At 32.1% G+C, this 19,383-nt stretch carries 11 protein-coding genes and 1 riboswitch; all 11 genes read right to left on the reverse strand.

From position 1 onward, the window contains the following. Position 1: 1 nt before the first annotated feature. The 11 genes from ACZ41D_RS11065 to ACZ41D_RS11115 all read right to left on the reverse strand — a co-directional run bounded on the left by ACZ41D_RS11065 (position 2) and on the right by ACZ41D_RS11115 (position 19,235). Complete coding sequence (locus ACZ41D_RS11065; protein WP_464151464.1) at positions 2-4,894, reverse strand: Ig-like domain-containing alpha-2-macroglobulin family protein; 4,893 nt, start codon at positions 4,892-4,894, stop codon at positions 2-4. 337 nt (positions 4,895-5,231) lie between these two features. Then, positions 5,232-6,488: a phosphoribosylamine--glycine ligase gene (gene purD, locus ACZ41D_RS11070; RefSeq protein ID WP_464151465.1), complete on the reverse strand. Its 1,257-nt coding sequence runs from the start codon at positions 6,486-6,488 to the stop codon at positions 5,232-5,234. Between the two features lie 75 nt (positions 6,489-6,563). Further along, entirely contained in the window at positions 6,564-8,096 is a 1,533-nt protein-coding gene (purH, locus tag ACZ41D_RS11075; protein ID WP_464151466.1) for a bifunctional phosphoribosylaminoimidazolecarboxamide formyltransferase/IMP cyclohydrolase, read from the reverse strand. A gap of 17 nt (positions 8,097-8,113) precedes the next feature. Continuing rightward, a complete protein-coding gene (gene purN / locus ACZ41D_RS11080) occupies positions 8,114-8,737 on the reverse strand; it encodes a phosphoribosylglycinamide formyltransferase (protein WP_464151467.1) in 624 nt (207 codons plus the stop codon). Next, positions 8,725-9,765 carry a phosphoribosylformylglycinamidine cyclo-ligase gene (gene purM / locus ACZ41D_RS11085; protein ID WP_464151468.1) on the reverse strand — a complete coding sequence of 347 codons (1,041 nt, stop codon included), beginning with the start codon at positions 9,763-9,765 and terminating at the stop codon, positions 8,725-8,727. Before purM ends, purN begins: the two co-directional genes overlap by 13 nt. A 24-nt stretch (positions 9,766-9,789) precedes the next feature. Next, complete coding sequence (purF, locus tag ACZ41D_RS11090) at positions 9,790-11,184, reverse strand: amidophosphoribosyltransferase (RefSeq protein WP_464151469.1); 1,395 nt, start codon at positions 11,182-11,184, stop codon at positions 9,790-9,792. 4 nt (positions 11,185-11,188) lie between these two features. Further along, on the reverse strand, positions 11,189-11,671 hold the full coding sequence (gene purE / locus ACZ41D_RS11095; RefSeq protein WP_464151470.1) for a 5-(carboxyamino)imidazole ribonucleotide mutase: 483 nt from the start codon (positions 11,669-11,671) through the stop codon (positions 11,189-11,191). A gap of 21 nt (positions 11,672-11,692) precedes the next feature. Further along, positions 11,693-15,457: a phosphoribosylformylglycinamidine synthase gene (locus ACZ41D_RS11100; protein ID WP_464151471.1), complete on the reverse strand. Its 3,765-nt coding sequence runs from the start codon at positions 15,455-15,457 to the stop codon at positions 11,693-11,695. Positions 15,458-15,619: 162 nt separating this feature from the next. Then, positions 15,620-16,924, reverse strand: a complete 1,305-nt coding sequence (locus ACZ41D_RS11105) for an NCS2 family permease (RefSeq protein WP_464151472.1) — start codon at positions 16,922-16,924, stop codon at positions 15,620-15,622. A gap of 188 nt (positions 16,925-17,112) precedes the next feature. Beyond that, a riboswitch (purine riboswitch) is annotated at positions 17,113-17,214 on the reverse strand. A 127-nt stretch (positions 17,215-17,341) separates the two neighbouring features. After that, positions 17,342-18,565: a sensor histidine kinase gene (locus ACZ41D_RS11110; RefSeq protein ID WP_464151473.1), complete on the reverse strand. Its 1,224-nt coding sequence runs from the start codon at positions 18,563-18,565 to the stop codon at positions 17,342-17,344. Next, complete coding sequence (locus tag ACZ41D_RS11115) at positions 18,558-19,235, reverse strand: response regulator transcription factor (protein ID WP_464151474.1); 678 nt, start codon at positions 19,233-19,235, stop codon at positions 18,558-18,560. The genes ACZ41D_RS11110 and ACZ41D_RS11115 overlap by 8 nt, the downstream gene beginning before the upstream one ends. Between the last annotated feature and the right edge of the window lie 148 nt (positions 19,236-19,383).

A 19,383-nucleotide genomic window follows, 5' to 3' on the forward strand; every position in this document is an offset into this window, starting at 1 on the left:
ATCATTCCTCAATAGTTATAGTATCCTGTTCCGTAAATACCATAGTATTGCTATTGCAGTGCTTCATAACAGCATTATCCACCTTATATATTCCCGGTGTTACAGCTCTCGCATAGTATATGATTGATTTCACAGGATTCTTTTTATTATAATGATATCCAAATACTAATCTCTGACCATCTCTTTCTATAGGATAGCTCTTATTTCTGTCGTTTCTATATCCAACTACATATCTTAATCCTGCAGGTAAAACATCAGTAATTTCATAATAACCTTCAGGAGATGATTCAGAAAACTTTGGAGTTATTATTACTTTAATTAAATCTGATTGATTTAATGTGTCTTGATCAGATTTCTCAACCAAACTATAACTCCTTGTTAAGCTTATATTTTTATCTTGCTTATCTATCAAATCTTTTACAGAAGCTAAATAATTTACTGCCATTACTATATCTCCTTTTACATTATCAAATTCTATTTCTTTTACTTCTTCAGAATTTAAAAGCAGCTCATATCTATTATCTTTAGTAAGCTTAACTTCATGTTCCTCACCATTTAAAGTATAGCTAAAACTTCCTATCTGATCTGTTTGAGGAATATCATACATCACAAACATTAGCTGTTCTAAATAAGTAAGAATATCCTCTGTGCTATTATATTTTGCATATTTCAATAAATCATATTTTTCAGCCTTATCTAATTTTAAAGATAATATTGATGCAAGTGAAGTAGCTTGTAAAATATCATCTTTATCTACACCTGTATCAATATATACATAATTACCAGCTTTCTTGCCATAATTATTCAAAATATCTACATAAATTTCTTCCGCATTATTTAAATCTCCTATATCAGCTAAGGCTATCCCTAAAATTAATTTTTCATTAATATTTAAATTTGTATTCTCAAGAAGTCTTTGTATATCTATTAAAACTGGCTCATTTAACCTTGCAAGCCCCCAATAAGCTGCAGCTACATGTTCAGGAATAGATTCACTGTCTTCTATTATGCCGTAAAAATACTCTTTTAATTTATATTTATTAAATAAATCTCCTGCAACAGAAGTGATCTTTGCTGATAAAACTGGATCACTGCTAGCGTATGGTAATAATGCTATTCCTCCATCTCCTGTCTGATATTGTTCTAAATTATAATCTTCACTCCAGCTTTCTTCATCAAAGTATTTATCCATTAATTCTCGAGATAATTTTCTAGAAAGTTTTTGATCTACTCTATTGCCCCAAGAATGTGATAAAGACATTAAAGTGTTGTAAAATAACGAACTACTTTCATTGTAAAAATACAGCTTAGTATAACCTTCTCCTCCTTCTACCTTAGTCCTATCATTCAAATCAACATATTCAGTTCTCATAGCTTTAAGCATAGAATCTACTACCTCAAATTTCTTTTCTACCCCATCAAAATAGTCTTTACTCCTTGCTTTTATAGTTACAGTATATTTCCCTTTATTTAATTTTCCTAATTGTATATTTGTATAGTTGTTGCCTTTAGAGGATTTTTCAAAAACATTTTCATTCCCCTTTTCATCAGTTAAAATAACTTCATAGTTGACTGTATCATCTTGCCCTAATTCTGTGCCAAAAGAACGAACTGTTATACATGGACTATCTCCATCCATAAATATATCGCTTGAAATAACATCTACAAAGAAAGGTAGTTTAGCATTAATATTAATCTTTCCACTTCCAGCTAGTAAATCATTAGATATACCTTGATATGTTACTCTCCAGGATGTCAAATTATCAGGAAGATTAAAACTTATATTTGCTTTTCCGTACTCATTAGTAACAGCAGATTTAAACAATGCTGTATCCTTAAAATCTGACCTTATATATTCTCCGTTTTCTCCACCTCCGCCTTCTGCCATACTTGTTCCATATAGATTTATCTCTTTATAAGAAACATAATCATGTATAATGCCAGTACCATAGCAATAATTGTATAATGATTTTAAGGTATCTACACTCTGTTCATTAACTGCAAAAAATGCTTCATCTACAACACTTATGTTAATGGCTGCTTTTACAGGTAAACCTTCTTTACCCTTCACTTCAACATCTAAATTAACAGTTTCCCCTGGGCGATAGCTCTCTTTATCTGGCTTCACATCAATGTCTAAAGCTTTTTCTGTATAATCATAATTAATACTCTTTAATCCAGCTAAAAATATGTTTTCTCCATCAAAATACACAGCCCTAAGGTAATAATTTGGAATATCCTCTTTTTTAAACTCAAAACTATTCTTAACATTTTCAGAAATAGTATAATTCTTTAACCCATCTTGTAAAATAAGATATAGCATTTTATCTCCATCAGTTTCTTCTACCTCTTCAACCTCTTGATTATTACATTTTAAAATAATATTTGCTTCTTCTCCTATTTTATAGCTTTTTTTATCTTTATCCTCTTCTTCAATATAATAATATTTAGTACCTGGATACCAACCTCTATAATTATATTTATTTATATTCCCTCTGCAAACTATGTTGTTATTTCTTGTATCGTGGCCTAATAATACTATTTCATAATTTTTCCCTTCTTCAATTGGAAACTCCATACTATAATATCCATCTACTGTACTAGCATTAATATCTTTCAACAATTTTTGGTGTTTAGTGTATCTATAAGTTTTACAAATCTTTTTATTTATAAAGTCATAATATTCTCCTGTTTCTTCTTTAATATATGATATTTCATAGATATTTAAAGTAAAATCTGTATCTATCTTATCTCCTTTGTACCTATCATAATAATTGTATGTTTCTATACCATCTACTTCCTTATTTATATCTATCTTATTTGTTTTTACTTCAATAATAGCCATATCTTCATCGTACTTGGTATCTAAATCAATCATAACGTCTCTTGGAAATACCTCTATACCTGCTGACGCACGTATTTCTTCCTCTTCTGCTTCAGCATTGTTTATGTTTATGTTGATATATTTAGGATACCAGCTATCCGTTACTATATTAGGTTTGTATTCTATATTTGCATATCCATTTTTATCACAAACTACTTTATCTCTTATACTGCTGTCATTTTCATTATATGAATAATCAAGTTTTATACCAGCTACTGGAGAACCTTCAAAAAAGTTTGCTTGTATATCTAGATGTGCAGATTCCCAGCCAAATATTCTATCTTTATCAAATTTAGCTGTTAACTTATATGAAGGTTTGGTATATCTTCTAACTTCAAAATATTTACGTGATATTAATTGATCTTCTATCATTAATTCCACTGCATATCTGCCTTGAAGTAAATCTGTAAAAGCTATGCTCCCTTCATATGCTCCAAATTCGTTTATAGAAACTTCTTGAGTATCTAATTCAAATCTTTCACTTCCATAGTCGTCGCTATATAAATGCAGTGTAGCAGTTTTAACCATCTCTTTACCGTTTCTTGGTTTAACCATACCCCATACTTTTACTTCATCGTCAGGCAAGTACAGCCCTCTATCTAAGTACATATATTCCCAATAAGATGATTGTTTTGTGTTGCCATAATAGTCGTCAAAGTAATAAAAATCATTATATCCATAGTAAGTTTTCCCTACTCTTGCATAATAAGTAGGTCCTTTATTTGTTTCAATGGTGAAAAATACATTATTTAGATTTTCGCCATCTACAATTTGTTCATTTATTATTGCAATACCTTCATCATTAGTTTCTGCACTTTCTCCTGTTTCTGCACTTACTATAGCACCTGCTATAGGTTCTCCTGTCTTACTATCATTTACCCAAGCAAGACTTTCCTTTTCTCCTAACATAATATAAGCAGCTATATCATTGATTTGAATATGAGTTTGATAATTATCATTCCCTGAAATCACATTTATTAAGTAATAACCTTCATTAAGTGGTTCTGGAAATGAAATAAAGTTGCCCCAGCTATCTTCACTTGCTCCAACTAATTTAGTATTAAAGCTTGCTACTTTCTCAAGTTTATTTTTATCTATTTCTATTTTTTCATTTACACTGTCCCACCAATTAAAATTAATATCACTTAATTCTTTTATTTGTTTAAAGAAATCTTCACCTTTTTTATATTTATATATCTCTACCTCTAGCTCTTTGTCTTTAAATATTTCACTACTAGATACCTCTATATTAGGAACAGTTTTAGATGTAAAGTTATGAAGAGTATCTAAAAAATTAAAATATTTTTTACTACTATTTTCACTTTCCTTTGTTTTAAATTTAAACGTATATCCATCTTTTATGACTTCATCGCTATCTTTCAATCCTATTCCTGGTTTTAGCTTTACAGTATATATAGTATCAGGCTCTAATCCATCATGTACAAATACCACAGTATTTTTATGGTATTCAAATCTTCCTTCTACTTTTGGCTCTATTTCAAAATACTCATCTATTGCTTTTATATTAGGATAGCTAAATTCCATTTCTATTCCAGAATCAACTGGTACATAAGTTGCTTTATCTGCAGGTAAAGTACTAACAAGTTTAAATACTTTTTTAGTTTGGAAAGCCCAAGACAGTAGCTTATCATTATCGTCTTTTAAGCTAACTTTATAAACACTATTTGGCTTTAATGAATTTTCGAAATTAATTAAAAATTCTTTGTCCGAAACTTTTTCAATTTGATAAGGTTCTCTAGGTGATATATTTACATTGCTCCTAATAGTAGATATGTCTTGATCTTCTCTACAAACTACCTTAAAACCTGTATCTAAGCTAACCCCTAAAGTATCTGCTAAAGTAGGTATTACATCAAATCCTTTTTCATTAAGTGAAACTTGTATGTCATTATCTGTTAGTTCTGTATTTGTTGAATCTTTTTCTGCGCATCCTGCTAGGCTAAATAGCAGCATTATAATTAGAAAAACTGATAAAACTCTTTTACCCATATACATAGTTACCCCCTAATCACTAAAACATAATTTTATAATTTAAAATGATGAAATTGTATAATTGTAATACATAGGTAAACAATTTCAACACTTTAATTATTATGCCTTGGAAAATCTACTTTCATCGCGACTTATTTAAGCACTACCCTAATATTTTACCCTAAATAGTGCTTGAATACCGGAGCAGGGAAAGTAGATTTTCCATAGACATACTTTAAGCTTAAATTTTGTTTAACTATAATATGCAATTTCATCAAAATAATTTTTTTGCATATACATTATATAGACGTATTGGAAATAATATTTGTTCCTTTTCTTTATACAAAAAAAGAGCCTAATTTAAGGCTCCAATATCTTTTCTATAGTACATACCATCAAAGTTTATTTTTCTTATATTATCATAAGCTTTTTCTCTTGCTTCTTCTAGTGTATTTCCTAAGGCTGTCAATGCTAGTACCCTGCCTCCATTAGTAAAGATTTTATTGTCAGTCTTTTTTGTTCCTGCGTGAAATACTATTATGTCTTTATCTATTTTATCAAGTCCAAATATTTCTTTATCTTTTTCGTAGCTTCCTGGATAACCTTCAGATGCTGCTATTATCGCTATTGAGCTTTTATTTGTCCATTTTAAATCTTCTTCTTTGAGATTACCAGCAATAACTTTCTCAAAAATCTCTACTAGATCGCTTTCAAGCCTTGGAAGAACTACTTGAGTTTCAGGATCTCCCATTCTTACATTAAACTCTAAAACCTTTGGCCCTTCTTTAGTTATCATTAATCCGATGAAAAGTACTCCTCGAAAATCAATGTTTTCTTCTTTAAGTCCAACCTTTATTTTCTCCAATATATCTCGCTTTACACTATTTTGTAATTTATCATTAAATATTGGATTTGGTGATAAACATCCTACACCGCCAGTATTAGGTCCTTTATCTCCATCATATATTTTTTTGTAATCTCTAGCACTTTCCATAGGGATTATTCTCTCACCATCTAATAAACATAATAGAGAAGCTTCTATTCCTTCTAAATATTCTTCAATAATTATAGATTCCCCAGCTACCCCAAATTTTCTATTTTCCATTATGCTTCTTATAGCTTCCTTAGCTTCTTCTTCAGTAAAGCAAATAATTACTCCCTTGCCTGCAGCCAACCCGTCTGCCTTTATTACTAAAGGATATTTAAAATTTTTTAGTTCCTTCATCGCTTGTTTAGGATCATTACAATCCTTATATCTAGCTGTTGGTATATCATATTTTACCATGAATTTTTTTGAAAATATCTTACTGCCTTCTAATTGAGCACTTTTTTTATCTGGCCCGAATATTTTAAGACCATTTTCTTTAAATTTGTCCACGATACCTTTTACAAGTGGCACTTCTGGACCTACCACTGTTAAATCTATGTTATTATTAATAGCAAAATTAAGTAATAATTCTATATCATCAGCTTTTATATTTACACATTCTGCTAATTCTTCTATTCCTCCGTTGCCTGGTGCACAGTATATTTTAGAAACCTTTTTGCTTTGTGCAATTTTCCAAATGAGAGCATGCTCTCTTCCTCCGCTCCCTATAACAAAAACCTTCATCCTTCCACCTCCAATTTAGGTAGCAAGTGGGGACGGTTCTTGCTTGCTATAGCAAGCAAGAACCGTCCCTACTTGCTAGTGTTTAAAATGTCTTATATTTGTAAAGACCATTGCGATACTGTATTTGTTTGCTGCTTCTATGGAATCATTATCTCTTATTGAACCTCCTGGCTGAATGATTGCAGTAATTCCAGCTTTATGAGCTGCTTCGACGCAATCGCTAAATGGGAAAAAAGCATCTGAAGCCATTACGCTTCCTTTTACTCTATCTTCTCCTTGCTTTATAGTATTTTCAAGTGCCCATATTCTACTTACCTGACCAGGCCCTACTGCTACAGTTCCTTTATCTTTAGCCAAAACAATACCATTTGATTTAGTATTTTTTACTGCCTTCCAAGCAAACAATAAGTCTTCCATTTCCTTTTCAGTTGGTTTTCTTTCAGTAACACATTTAATTTCACCATCTAATAGCTTATTATCTCTTTCTTGAACTAGTATGCCTCCTAAGACCTTTTTTATATCATAGCTTTTGTAATTCTTTTTTCTAATATTCTCTAACTTTAATATTCTGATATTTTTCTTTGAAGTTAGTATCTCAAGAGCTTCACTTGTATATGATGGTGCTACAACTACTTCAATGAATATTTCATTTATCATTTTAGCAGTTTCAGCATTAATCTCTTCATTTGCTGCAATTATCCCGCCAAATATTGAGAGTTTATCTCCCTCATATGCTTTTTTAAATGCTTCACAAATTGTACTACTGCTACCAATTCCACATGGGTTGCTGTGCTTTACTGCTACTACTGTTGGCTCATCAAATTCTTTTAATATTTCCAACGCTCCATTAGTATCATTTATATTATTAAAGGAAAGCTCTTTTCCATGAAGCTTGACTGCATCAGAAAGAGTTCCTTTTGTTTCTTTGATTTCTTCATAAAACGCTGCTTTTTGATGAGGATTTTCTCCATATCTTAGGTCTTGTTTCTTTTCAAATGTAAGTGATATGGTATCTGGAAACTCTGCATTCGTTATTTGATTAAAATAATTAGAAATTAAACTATCATATGCGCTAGTATGTTGAAACACCTTTGCTGCCAGGTATTCTCTAGTCTTTAGGCTTGTCTCGCCTTTGTCTTTAAGCTCATTTAATACCATATCATAATCCCTTGGGTCAACTATTACATTAACAAATTTGTAATTTTTAGCAGCAGCTCTAAGCATAGAAGGCCCACCGATGTCTATATTTTCTATGATTTCTTCATGCGTAACTCCTTCTTTTAAAATTGTTTCTTTAAATGGATACAAATTATTCACTACCATATCTATAGGTTTTATGCCTAATTCTTCCATCATTTTCACATGTTCAGCATTATCTCTTACAGCTAAAAGCCCACCGTGTATTCTAGGGTGTAGTGTTTTCACTCTGCCATCAAAACACTCTGGAAATTCTGTAACTTCAGAAGCATCTATAACCTCTATACCTTCCTCTTTAAGTTTTCTAGCAGTTCCTCCAGTTGATATAATTTCCCAACCCATTTCCACTAATTTTTTTACAAATTCAATTATCCCTGTTTTATCATAAACGCTTACCAACGCTCTCTTCATTTCCTACCTCCTCCTTTTTATAAGATTTTAACTTTTCTCCCTATAACCATTAATCTTCCATCGCAATATAGCTGTACAGCTTTGGAAAGTATTTTATGTTCTACCTTTAATACTCTTGCTTTTAACGTTTCAACCGTATCGTCTTCTTTAACCTTAACTGGTTCTTGAATTATTATAGGTCCAGTATCTGTCCCCTTATCTACAAAATGAACAGTTGCACCTGTAACTTTTACACCATAATCAAGTACAGCCTTATGCACTTTTTCTCCATAATATCCTTTTCCGCAAAAGCTAGGGATAAGAGATGGGTGAATATTTATTATTCTATTTTCATATTGATCTATAAATTCAGCACTTAGTATTTTCAAATACCCAGCTAATACAATTAGCTCTACATTTCTTTTTTTTAACTCCTCTAAAATTTTCCTATTATATTCATCACTATTGTCAAATTCTTTCCTATTTATATATATAGATTCTATACCTGCATTTTTAGCCCTTACTAATCCGTACGCATTTTTATTATTTGACACTACTAAAGAAATATTTCCTTTTATTTGCCCTGCATTTATATTATCAATCAAAGATTGAAGGTTTGTTCCACCTCCTGAAATTAACACTCCAATATTTATTTGTGACATATTTTTATGCCGCCCTCTCCTTTAATTATCTCACCCATCAAATATGATTTTTCGTCTTTAGACTTTAAATATTCTATAACTTTATCTGCTTCATCTTTTCCAACTACTATTACAATACCTACACCCATATTAAAAGTAGAATACATTTCATCTATGTCAATATTTCCAAGTCTTTGCATTAATCTAAAAATAGGAAGTTCATCAATAGTCCTCACATCAATATTTGCCGAATAACCCTTAGGTATCATTCTTGGAATATTTTCATAAAATCCTCCACCTGTTATATGACTAATACCTTTTATATTGAATTTTTCTATTAAGTCATACAATGGATTAGTGTAAATCCTTGTTGGCTTCAACAGTTCTTCTCCTAAGGTAGTCCCTAATTCATCTATATACTGATTTACATTCATTTTCTTAACATCAAAAAATAGCTTTCTTACAAGGGAAAAACCATTGCTATGGACTCCACTAGATGGCAGCCCTATAAGAATATCCCCTTCTTTTATTTTAGTTCCATCAATTATCTTACTTTTTTCTACTACTCCTACAGAAAAACCAGCTAAATCATATTCACCTTCGCCATAAAGCCCTGGCATTTCAGCAGTTTCTCCACCTATAAGGGCACACCCACCTTTAATGCACCCATTGGATACCCCCTTAACTATTTGAGCAATTTTTTCAGGTTCTAGTTTTCCTGTTGCTACATAATCTAGGAAAAATAAAGGCTTTGCTCCTTGGCACAATATATCATTAACACACATTGCTACACAATCTTCTCCTATAGTGTCATGCTTATCCATCATGAAAGCAATTTTAAGCTTTGTACCTACTCCATCTGTCCCAGAAACAAGTACAGGCTCTTTATATCTATTATCTAGAGCAAATAATCCTCCAAATCCTCCTATGTCTGTTAATACTCCTTTTGTATAAGTCTTTTTAACATGCTCCTTCATAAGTTTTACAGCTTCGTACCCTGCTTTAGTATCAACACCGGAATATTTATAGCTCAATCCTTTTTTATTCACCATAATCACTCCCTATTTTAGCCTCTAGTCTCTGTTTATCGGTACCTCCATTGGATAATCTCCATCAAAACATGCTTTACAAAATCCCTTTGTTTGGCCAGTTGCCTTCATAAGCCCTTCTATAGATAAATAAGCTAAACTATCAGCACCAATCATTTCTTTTATCTCGTCTACAGTCTTAGTTGCTCCAACTAATTGGCTTCTATATGGTGTGTCAATTCCAAAATAACATGGATTAGTAACAGGAGGTGAACTAACTCTTACGTGTACTTCTTTTGCTCCAGCTTTTTTCAACATATCTACAAGTTTTTTCATCGTAGTACCTCTAACTATAGAGTCATCTACCATTATTACTCTTTTGCCCTCAATATTCTCCTTTAAAGCATTAAGCTTTATTTTTACACCCTTTTCTCTAAGCTCTTGACTAGGCTGTATAAATGTTCTTCCAATATATTTATTTTTTATAAGCCCAACTCCATAAGGAATTCCTGATGCTTCAGCATATCCTATAGCTGCCGGAGTTCCAGAATCAGGGACTGATATTACTACATCTGCATCAACTGGTGATTCTTCTGCTAATATTTTCCCCGATTTACTTCTAAATAAATACACGTTGGTATCATCTATTTTGCTATCTGGTCTTGAAAAATAGATCAATTCAAAAACACATAGATTTTTCTTGCACCACTTATCACTTTTTACACTTTTCATACCTTTTTTATCTATCACAACTATTTCCCCTGGTTCTACATCTCTAACATATTCTGCTCCTAAAGTGTCTAATGCACAGCTTTCTGAAGCTAACATATAGCTGTTTTCTGTCTTTCCTATGCATAATGGTCTTAGACCAAAAGGATCTCTTGCACCTATGAGCATATCATTGCTAATAATTACTAGTGCATAGGAACCTTTTAATATTTCTGTAACCTTTTTAATAGATTTAACAATACCTTCTTTATTGTTTCTTGCTAATAGATTAGCTATGACTTCAGTATCACTTGTAGTTTGAAATATAGTCCCTTGTTCTTCAAGTATATCCCTTATAGCATCTGCATTTGTCAAATTACCATTGTGAGCAATAGCAACAGCACCTTTTTTATAGGTTGCTACTAATGGTTGGGCATTCATAAGGTAACTTTCCCCTGATGTCGAATACCTAACGTGACCTATTCCTATACTACCTTTAAGCTTATTCAGAATTTCATCATTAAAAACCTCAGGCACTAATCCCATTCCTTTATAATGATCTATTTTACCTTCATTACTTACAGCTATACCTGCACTTTCCTGGCCTCTATGCTGAAGTGCATAAAGACTATAGTAAATAGATGAAGCAACATCTTCATCAGCAGATGTACAAATACCAAATACTCCACATTCTTCATGTAGCTTATCGTCTGTAAACATTTTAGGATACATTTCTTCACATCCTTCTCAGTTTCTCGTTTTTCTTTTCTACTTCTTTAGCCATTTCTTCTTTATATGCTTTGAGCTTTTCCTTTAACTCAGAATATTTTATTGACAACATCTGTACAGCTAAAATGCCAGCATTTTCTGCTCCATTTATTGCTACCGTAGCAACTGGAACACCTTTAGGCATCTGTACTGTAGATAATAATGAGTCCAATCCATCCATAGTAGAAGATTTAATAGGCAATCCAATAACTGGTAAAATAGTGGCTCCTGCTAAAACTCCTGCAAGATGAGCAGCCTTTCCAGCTGCTGCAATAATAACTTCAAATCCATTTTCCTCAGCCTTTTGAGCAAACTCCAACGCTGCAAAAGGTGTTCTATGTGCAGATAAAACTCTTGCCTCTACTTCGACATCAAATTTATTTAACATATTTATCGTTTTTTCAACTACTGGAAGATCTGAATCACTTCCCATAATAACAGCAACTTTCATGACAAAACTCCTTTCAATTTATTAACTAAAATACCTTATTCCTGCTTCAAATATCTTTTGGTCCTTTTCTCCAGGTACATTTTTCATAAGATTTTTCCCTACTCTTTCTGAATGTGCCATCTTACCAAGTATTCTCCCATCAGGGCTTGTTATTCCTTCTACTGCATTTACTGAACCATTTGGATTAAATAGTCCATCATAGCTTGGATTACCATTAAAATCTACATATTGAGTAGCCACCTGCCCATTTTCTATCATCCTTTTCATTTCCTCATCATTAGCAATAAATCTACCTTCTCCGTGGGATACTGGTATAGTATGGATATCTCCAACATTTACATTATTAAACCAAGGTGAGAGATTAGAAACTACCTTTGTCCTTACCATACAGGAAACATGCCTTCCTATTTTATTGAAGGTAAGAGTTGGCGAATTTACATCTGTATCCCTTATCTCACCATATGGTACAAATCCAAGCTTTATCAATGCTTGAAATCCATTACATATACCTATCATAAGACCATCCCTATTTTTTAATAGATTCATAACTGCTTCCATTATCCTTGGGTTCCTAAATACTGCTGCTATAAACTTCCCAGAGCCCTCTGGCTCGTCGCCAGCACTAAAACCACCAGGCAAAGCAATGATTTGAGATTTATTTATCTCTTCTTCCATTTTTATAATAGATTCTTCCACGTCTTGAGGAGTAAGATTTCTAAATACCAAAGTTTTTACTTCTCCCCCTGCTCTTTCAAATGCCTTTTGAGTATCATATTCGCAATTTGTCCCGGGAAATATTGGTATAAAAACTCTAGGTTTTGCAATCTTTATCGATGATTTTATTTTATTTCCATTAACATACTTTATTTTTTCTGGTTTGCCACTTACATCTTCTTTTATAGGAAACACATTATTTAATGGTTCATTCCAAGCATCTATTGCACTATCTAAATCAATATTTACATCTCCTATAGATATTTGTGGCTCTTCTTGAGTGTATCCTAAAATCTTATAATCGCTAATATACTTGTCAATGTCTTCTTCTTTATCAACTTCTAATATTATTGAGCCATATTCTACTTTAAATAACTCATATTTTGTTATGCTCTTATCAAATTTTATTCCTATCTTATTACCAAAAGCCATTTTGCTAACTGCTGCGGCTATTCCTCCAATTCCTACTACACTAGAGGATAATACCTTTTTATCTTTTGTAAGATTAGTAATACCTTCGTAACTTTTCTTAATGTATTCAAAATCAGGAACATCATATCTATCTCTTTTAATGGGGACTAATATCACTTTACTTCCTGATTTCTTAAATTCTGTAGAAACAATCCTATCTATCTTTGATATGTCTACTGCAAAACTTACTAAAGTAGGAGGAACATTAAGGTCATTAAAGGTTCCAGACATACTATCCTTCCCACCGATAGCAGGAATATTCAATTTGTTTTGTATATAATATGCACCCAGTAAAGCACTAAAAGGTTTACCCCATTTTCTTTCATCTTTACCTAGTTTTTCAAAATATTCTTGAAGTGTAAGCCTCGTAGTTCTATAATCTCCACCCATTGCAACGACCTTAGAAACCGATTCAAGGACTGCATACAATGCTCCGTGGAATGGACTCCATTTTGATAATTTAGGATTAAACCCGTACGTCATAATCGAGCAAGTATTAGTTTCTCCATCTAGTACTGGTATTTTGGCAGCCATTCCTAAACTAGGAGATAATTGATATTTTCCTCCAAAAGGCATTAAAACAGAACCTGCACCTACAGTACTATCAAATCTCTCTACTAAACCTTTTTGTCCTGCAACATTTAAATCTTTTAAGTTATTTAGCCATGTTTTGTACAATTCGTCATCTTCTATATTTTTAAGTGATTTATTAAAATAATTTTCCTCAGTATCTAATTCACTTACTAATACTTTTACCTTCTGTCTAGCTCCATTAGTATTTAAAAATTCTCTACTTATATCTAAAATAGTATCTCCTCTCCAACTCATCTTAAGCCTTCCATCAGAAGTAACTCTAGCTACAACTGTTGCCTCCAGATTTTCTTTTTCTGCATATTTTTTAAATCTTTCTACATCATCTTTTCTTATAACAACAGCCATACGTTCTTGAGATTCAGATATAGCTAATTCCGTTCCGTCTAACCCTTCGTATTTTTTTGGTACTTTATCTAAATCTATTTCTAAGCTATCTGCCAATTCTCCTATGGCAACGGATACTCCACCAGCGCCAAAGTCATTGCATTTTTTTATCATTTTACTCAGTTCTGGTTTTCTAAATAACCTCTGTATCTTTCTTTCAGTAGGAGGATTACCTTTTTGTACTTCTGCACCACATGTTAATAGAGATTCTATAGTATGCTTCTTTGATGAACCAGTTGCACCACCACATCCATCTCTTCCTGTTCTTCCACCTACTAAAATAATAACGTCTCCTTCATTAGGCTTTTCCCTAACAACATTGCTTTTAGGTGCAGCACCTATAACCGCCCCTATTTCCATTCTCTTAGCTATATATCCTTCGTCGTATATCTCAACAACCTGTCCTGTAGCAAGTCCTATCTGGTTTCCGTACGAGCTGTAACCTGCTGCTGCTTCAGTAGTAATCTTCCTTTGTGGTAATTTTCCAGGTAGTGTATCCTCTATCTTAGTTCTAGGGTCGCCACTTCCTGTTACACGCATAGCTTGATATACATATGATCTTCCTGACAGCGGGTCTCTTATAGCTCCTCCTAAGCAGGTAGCTGCTCCACCAAAAGGTTCTATTTCTGTAGGATGATTGTGAGTTTCGTTTTTAAACATAACTAGCCATTCTTCATTCTCACCGTTTACATCAACATCTACTACTATACTGCAAGCATTTATTTCATCTGAAACTTCAAGGTCATCAAGTTTACCCATTTTTCTCATTTGCTTCATTGCTATTGTTGCTATGTCCATTAAACATTCAGGCTTTTTATTATCTCCGTATACATATTCTCTTGCTTTAATGTAGTCTTTATATGCTTTCTTTATCAGTTCCGAATATTTTCCATCTTCAAAATCCACATCATAAAGTTCAGTCATAAATGTTGTATGTCTACAGTGATCTGACCAATAGGTATCTATAACCTTAAGCTCTGTTATAGTAGGATTCCTTTTTTCACTTTTTTTAAAATAGTTTTGACAAAGCCTTAAATCTTCAATGCTCATAGCAAACCCTGAATCTTTTAAAAATACCTTTAATTCTTCTTCGCTCATTTCTATAAAACCATCTATAATATTTACTTTAGCAGGTTCTTCAGGTTTACTTTCTAATGAATCAGGCTTTTTTAAAGAAGCCTCCCTTGAATCAACTGGGTTTATACAATATCTCTTTATTTTCTCAAATTCTTTTTCTGTTACATCACCATTAATAACTATTATCTTTGAAGTTCGTAAGAGGGGCTTTTCTCCTTGGGTAAGTATTTGTATACATTGAGCTGCAGAATCTGCACGTTGGTCATACTGTCCTGGCAAATATTCCATAGCAAAAGCCTTTAAATTAGATGGCAAATCGAGCTTTTCAATATATACATTATCTACATTAGGTTCAGAAAATATTGTATTTATAGCTCTTTTATATTCCTCTTCAGATATTCCTGATACGTCATAACAATTGATAATTTTTAAATCCTTAAGACCTTTAATGTTCAAATTTTCCTTTAAGTCACACAATAGATGTTCTGCTTCAATATCGTATCCCTTTTTCTTTTCAACATATACTCTCTTTACATCTTTATACATCTAACTTATCTCCCTTCAACGATAATAATTATTATGCCCTTATGATTGAAGAACTTGCATAATATAAGTAATTAAATAAGTAATATTTTCGACCTAGAAAATAAAAGCCCGAATAGATTTATCTCTATTTCGGACTCTTATGTCAAATACTTAAATACTGCACTAAATAATAAACTTAATGATAAATAAAATACTTACAATGTATGTTATAAAACCAACTTCTTTAGCTTTACCAGTTAAAGCCTTTAATGCAATATAAGATAACATTCCAAATGCAATACCGTCTGCTATACTGTAAGCTAAAGGCATCATTATAATTGTTAAGAATGCTGGTATAGCTTCTGTATAATCTTCAAGATTAATTTCTTTTATCGGACTCATCATAAACAATCCGACTAGGATTAAAGCTGGAGCTGTAGCAGCACCAGGTATTGCTATAAACAAAGGTGATAAGAATAATGCTATGAAAAACATAAATGCAGTCGTTAAAGAAGTAAGACCTGTTCTTCCACCTTCTGCAACACCAGCAGCACTTTCAACATAAGTAGTTACTGTACTTGTACCTAAGCAAGCACCTAAAGTAGTTCCTATTGCATCTGCAAATAGAGCTTGTTTAGCTCTTGGAATATTACCTTTTTCATCGATCATTCCTGCTTTTGTAGAAACACCTACCAAAGTACCAACTGTATCAAACATATCTACAAATAAGAATGTGAATAACACAATAAACATATCTACTGAAAATACATTTGTCCAATCAAATTTAAACATTACAGGTTTTAATGATGGTGGTAAGCTGACTATGCCTTCTGGTAGTGAAGTAACTCCCATTGGTATTCCAATAATTGCACTAATAATAATACCAAATAGTAATGCTCCTTTAACTTTTTTAGTAAGTAAAATACCTGTAACTACCAAACCTATTAAAGCCAACAAAGCTTTAGGAGATTTAACATTTCCAAGTTGAAGTATTGCTCCTCCTGCTTCGATAACACCTGCATTTACTAATCCTATAAATGCAATAAATAATCCAATACCTACTGAAATAGCCTTTCTTATATTATTAGGTATACAATTAATGATAGCTTCACGGATATTAAATACTGTAAGAATAATAAATATAATACCTTCTAAAAACACAGCTGTTAATGCAAACTGCCATGTATAACCTAAATTAAGTATAACGTAATAAGCAAAAAACGAATTAAGTCCCATTCCTGGTGCTAATGCAAAAGGCAGCTTAGCATATAAAGCCATAATGAGAGTAGCGATACATGCAGATAATGCAGTAGCAGTAAATACTCCACCCCAATCCATACCTAAATGTTCTGCACCGGTATCAGCCAAAGAAAGAGTAATTGGATTGACAATAAGTATATACGCCATAGTCATAAATGTTGTAATGCCAGCCATTACTTCTGTTTTTACATCGGTGTTGTTTTCTTTAAGTCTAAAAAACTTTTCCATCTTTATCCTCCTCTTTTCCATAGGTTTTAGTTTGCAAATTCCAGATATTATTCCGTAAAAAACAAAAAAGCCTGAACGGATAGGTAATATAGATGAAACCTACCCGTCCGGGCTTTTATCCCCTCGGTGTAATATTACACAATGTAATATCTGTACCACTCGGACCTAACGAGAATTTTCTCTGGAACCCTAGGTACACTTCCACCCATAGTCAAGTGATTTACGGTCACTCGGTAGAAACGTCTCAGCCATATCCCAAGACTTATATGAGCTCGTATTAAATTTTCTTACACACATATGATAACATATTATTATTAATAGTCAATAGTTTTTCGTATTTTTTATATAATTTTTTTTATATAATTCGGTATAATACGAACTTTTTATATTTTCTTTTCTATTAATATTCGTTTTTTATTAAGTATCAGTGCAAGGAAATAATACGTGAAATACATTTCCTTTCTCCTCTGTACTCTCAGCCCATATTTTCCCTTTATGCTCTAATACGATGCTTTCTGCAATAGATAATCCTAAGCCAAATCCTCCATAATTTGCCCTAGATTTGTCAACACGGTAAAAACGTCTAAAAATATTTTCTAATTCTTCTCTCGGAATTAACTCCCCTTCATTAGCAACAGATAAATGAGCTGCTTTTTTTTGAGAAATACTAAGCTTTACAGTAATATTATTCCCTTTATCTGTATATTTATTTGCATTATCTAATAGAATATCAATCAACTGTCGAAGTTTTTCTGGATTCCCTTTTACCTTTATATTCTCCTCTACATCGTACTCAAAGCATTTCCCTTCATCATAAATAGTAGATTCAAATAATAGTACGCTATCCATAACAATATCACTCAAACATACAGAAGAAAATTGTAATGAAGTTTCCACATAATCTGACCTTGCCAACATAAGTAAACTTTCAACTAGCTTCTTCATCCTGAGACTTTCCTCTTTAATATTCTCTATTCTCTTGGAATCTTTTTCATTATACTTTTTTTCAGAAGCCAACATTTCCGTATTTGTTAGAATAACAGTAAGAGGTGTTTTCAGCTCATGAGAAGCGTCAGCAACAAATTGGCGCTGCCTATCCCATGCCTGTTCTACAGGTTTCACTGCCCATCGTGCAAAAAAAATACTGAGAATGAAAAAAACAACTAATGCAGCCGAACCAATTAAAAGTGAATTTATGACAAGGTCTTGGATAATACGTGTTTCTACTGATGTATCAACAAAAGCTATAAATGTAGAATCATCAATTTTCTTTTTAAGAAATCTTAAATTATATTCTTTTATAATACCAAAATTTTCAAAATTATCATTTGCTAATTTGATTGCTTCATCTATATTAGTATCATCTATATAATAAATTTCATTTCTTATTATATGGTATGTATTACCATTGTCTTCTACTACTAAAGTAGGTATACGCATATTTGGAGGTGGCTTATTAGGATTTGGTATTCTATTAGATGTATCAATTTCACGTCCTAATGATTGTTGCAACACCTCCATGCTATTTCTTTCAATGTTATTTTTTGTTGTAATCAGCAATGTTATAAAAATCGCAAATAAAATTAGTGCAACAATGCTCATTATAATAATTACAAATTTACGTCGCAAAATTTTAATCATTGTCTACCTCCAAACGATATCCAATAAATCTTACTGAAACAATTTTTACAGAAGATTTTATGTGGGATAGTTTTTTTCTTATAAAAGTCATGTAAACCTCGACTACATTTCCCTCTGCTTCAGCATCATATCCCCAAACTTTTAGATACAGTGTCTCCTTTGAAACCAACTTATTTTGGTTTTCTATTAATAATCTCAAAATTTCCATTTCTTTTGCTCTAAGCCGTACAGTACGTTCTTTGCAACGTAACTCAGCACTTTCTATATTTAAGACAATGTCACCAAATGTAAGATGTTGAGGTTGAATATCTCCCTTACGTCTTATAATTGCTCGTAAGCAAGCAAGAAATTCTGCAGTTTCAAAAGGCTTTGTAAGATAATAATCACTTCCCAAATCCAAACCCTTAACACGGTCTTCAAGCTCAGATTTTGCAGTCAACATTAAAACAGGCGTATTATCACCTTCACTCCTTAGGGTCTTTAAAAGATCATAACCATTTAGCTTTGGCAACATAACATCAAGAATAATCGCATCGTAAATGCCACTCATCGCATTATCTAATCCACTTTCTCCATCGTAAGAAATATCAACAGTATAATTTTTCTGTGTTAAAATATCTGCCAAAGTCTGAGCTAATCTTTTTTCATCTTCAATAACTAGAATACGCATAAATTACCACTTCCTTAACAATAAAAGTATATCATTTTTATTAATTTAGTTCATTATATTATTTGTACCTTAAATATACCTTAACATACATTTTTCTCAAATATTTATTTTTATTAAGCTTCATTTAAGGTATATGCTCTATCATAGT

This window comes from Brassicibacter thermophilus (genome assembly GCF_055378355.1).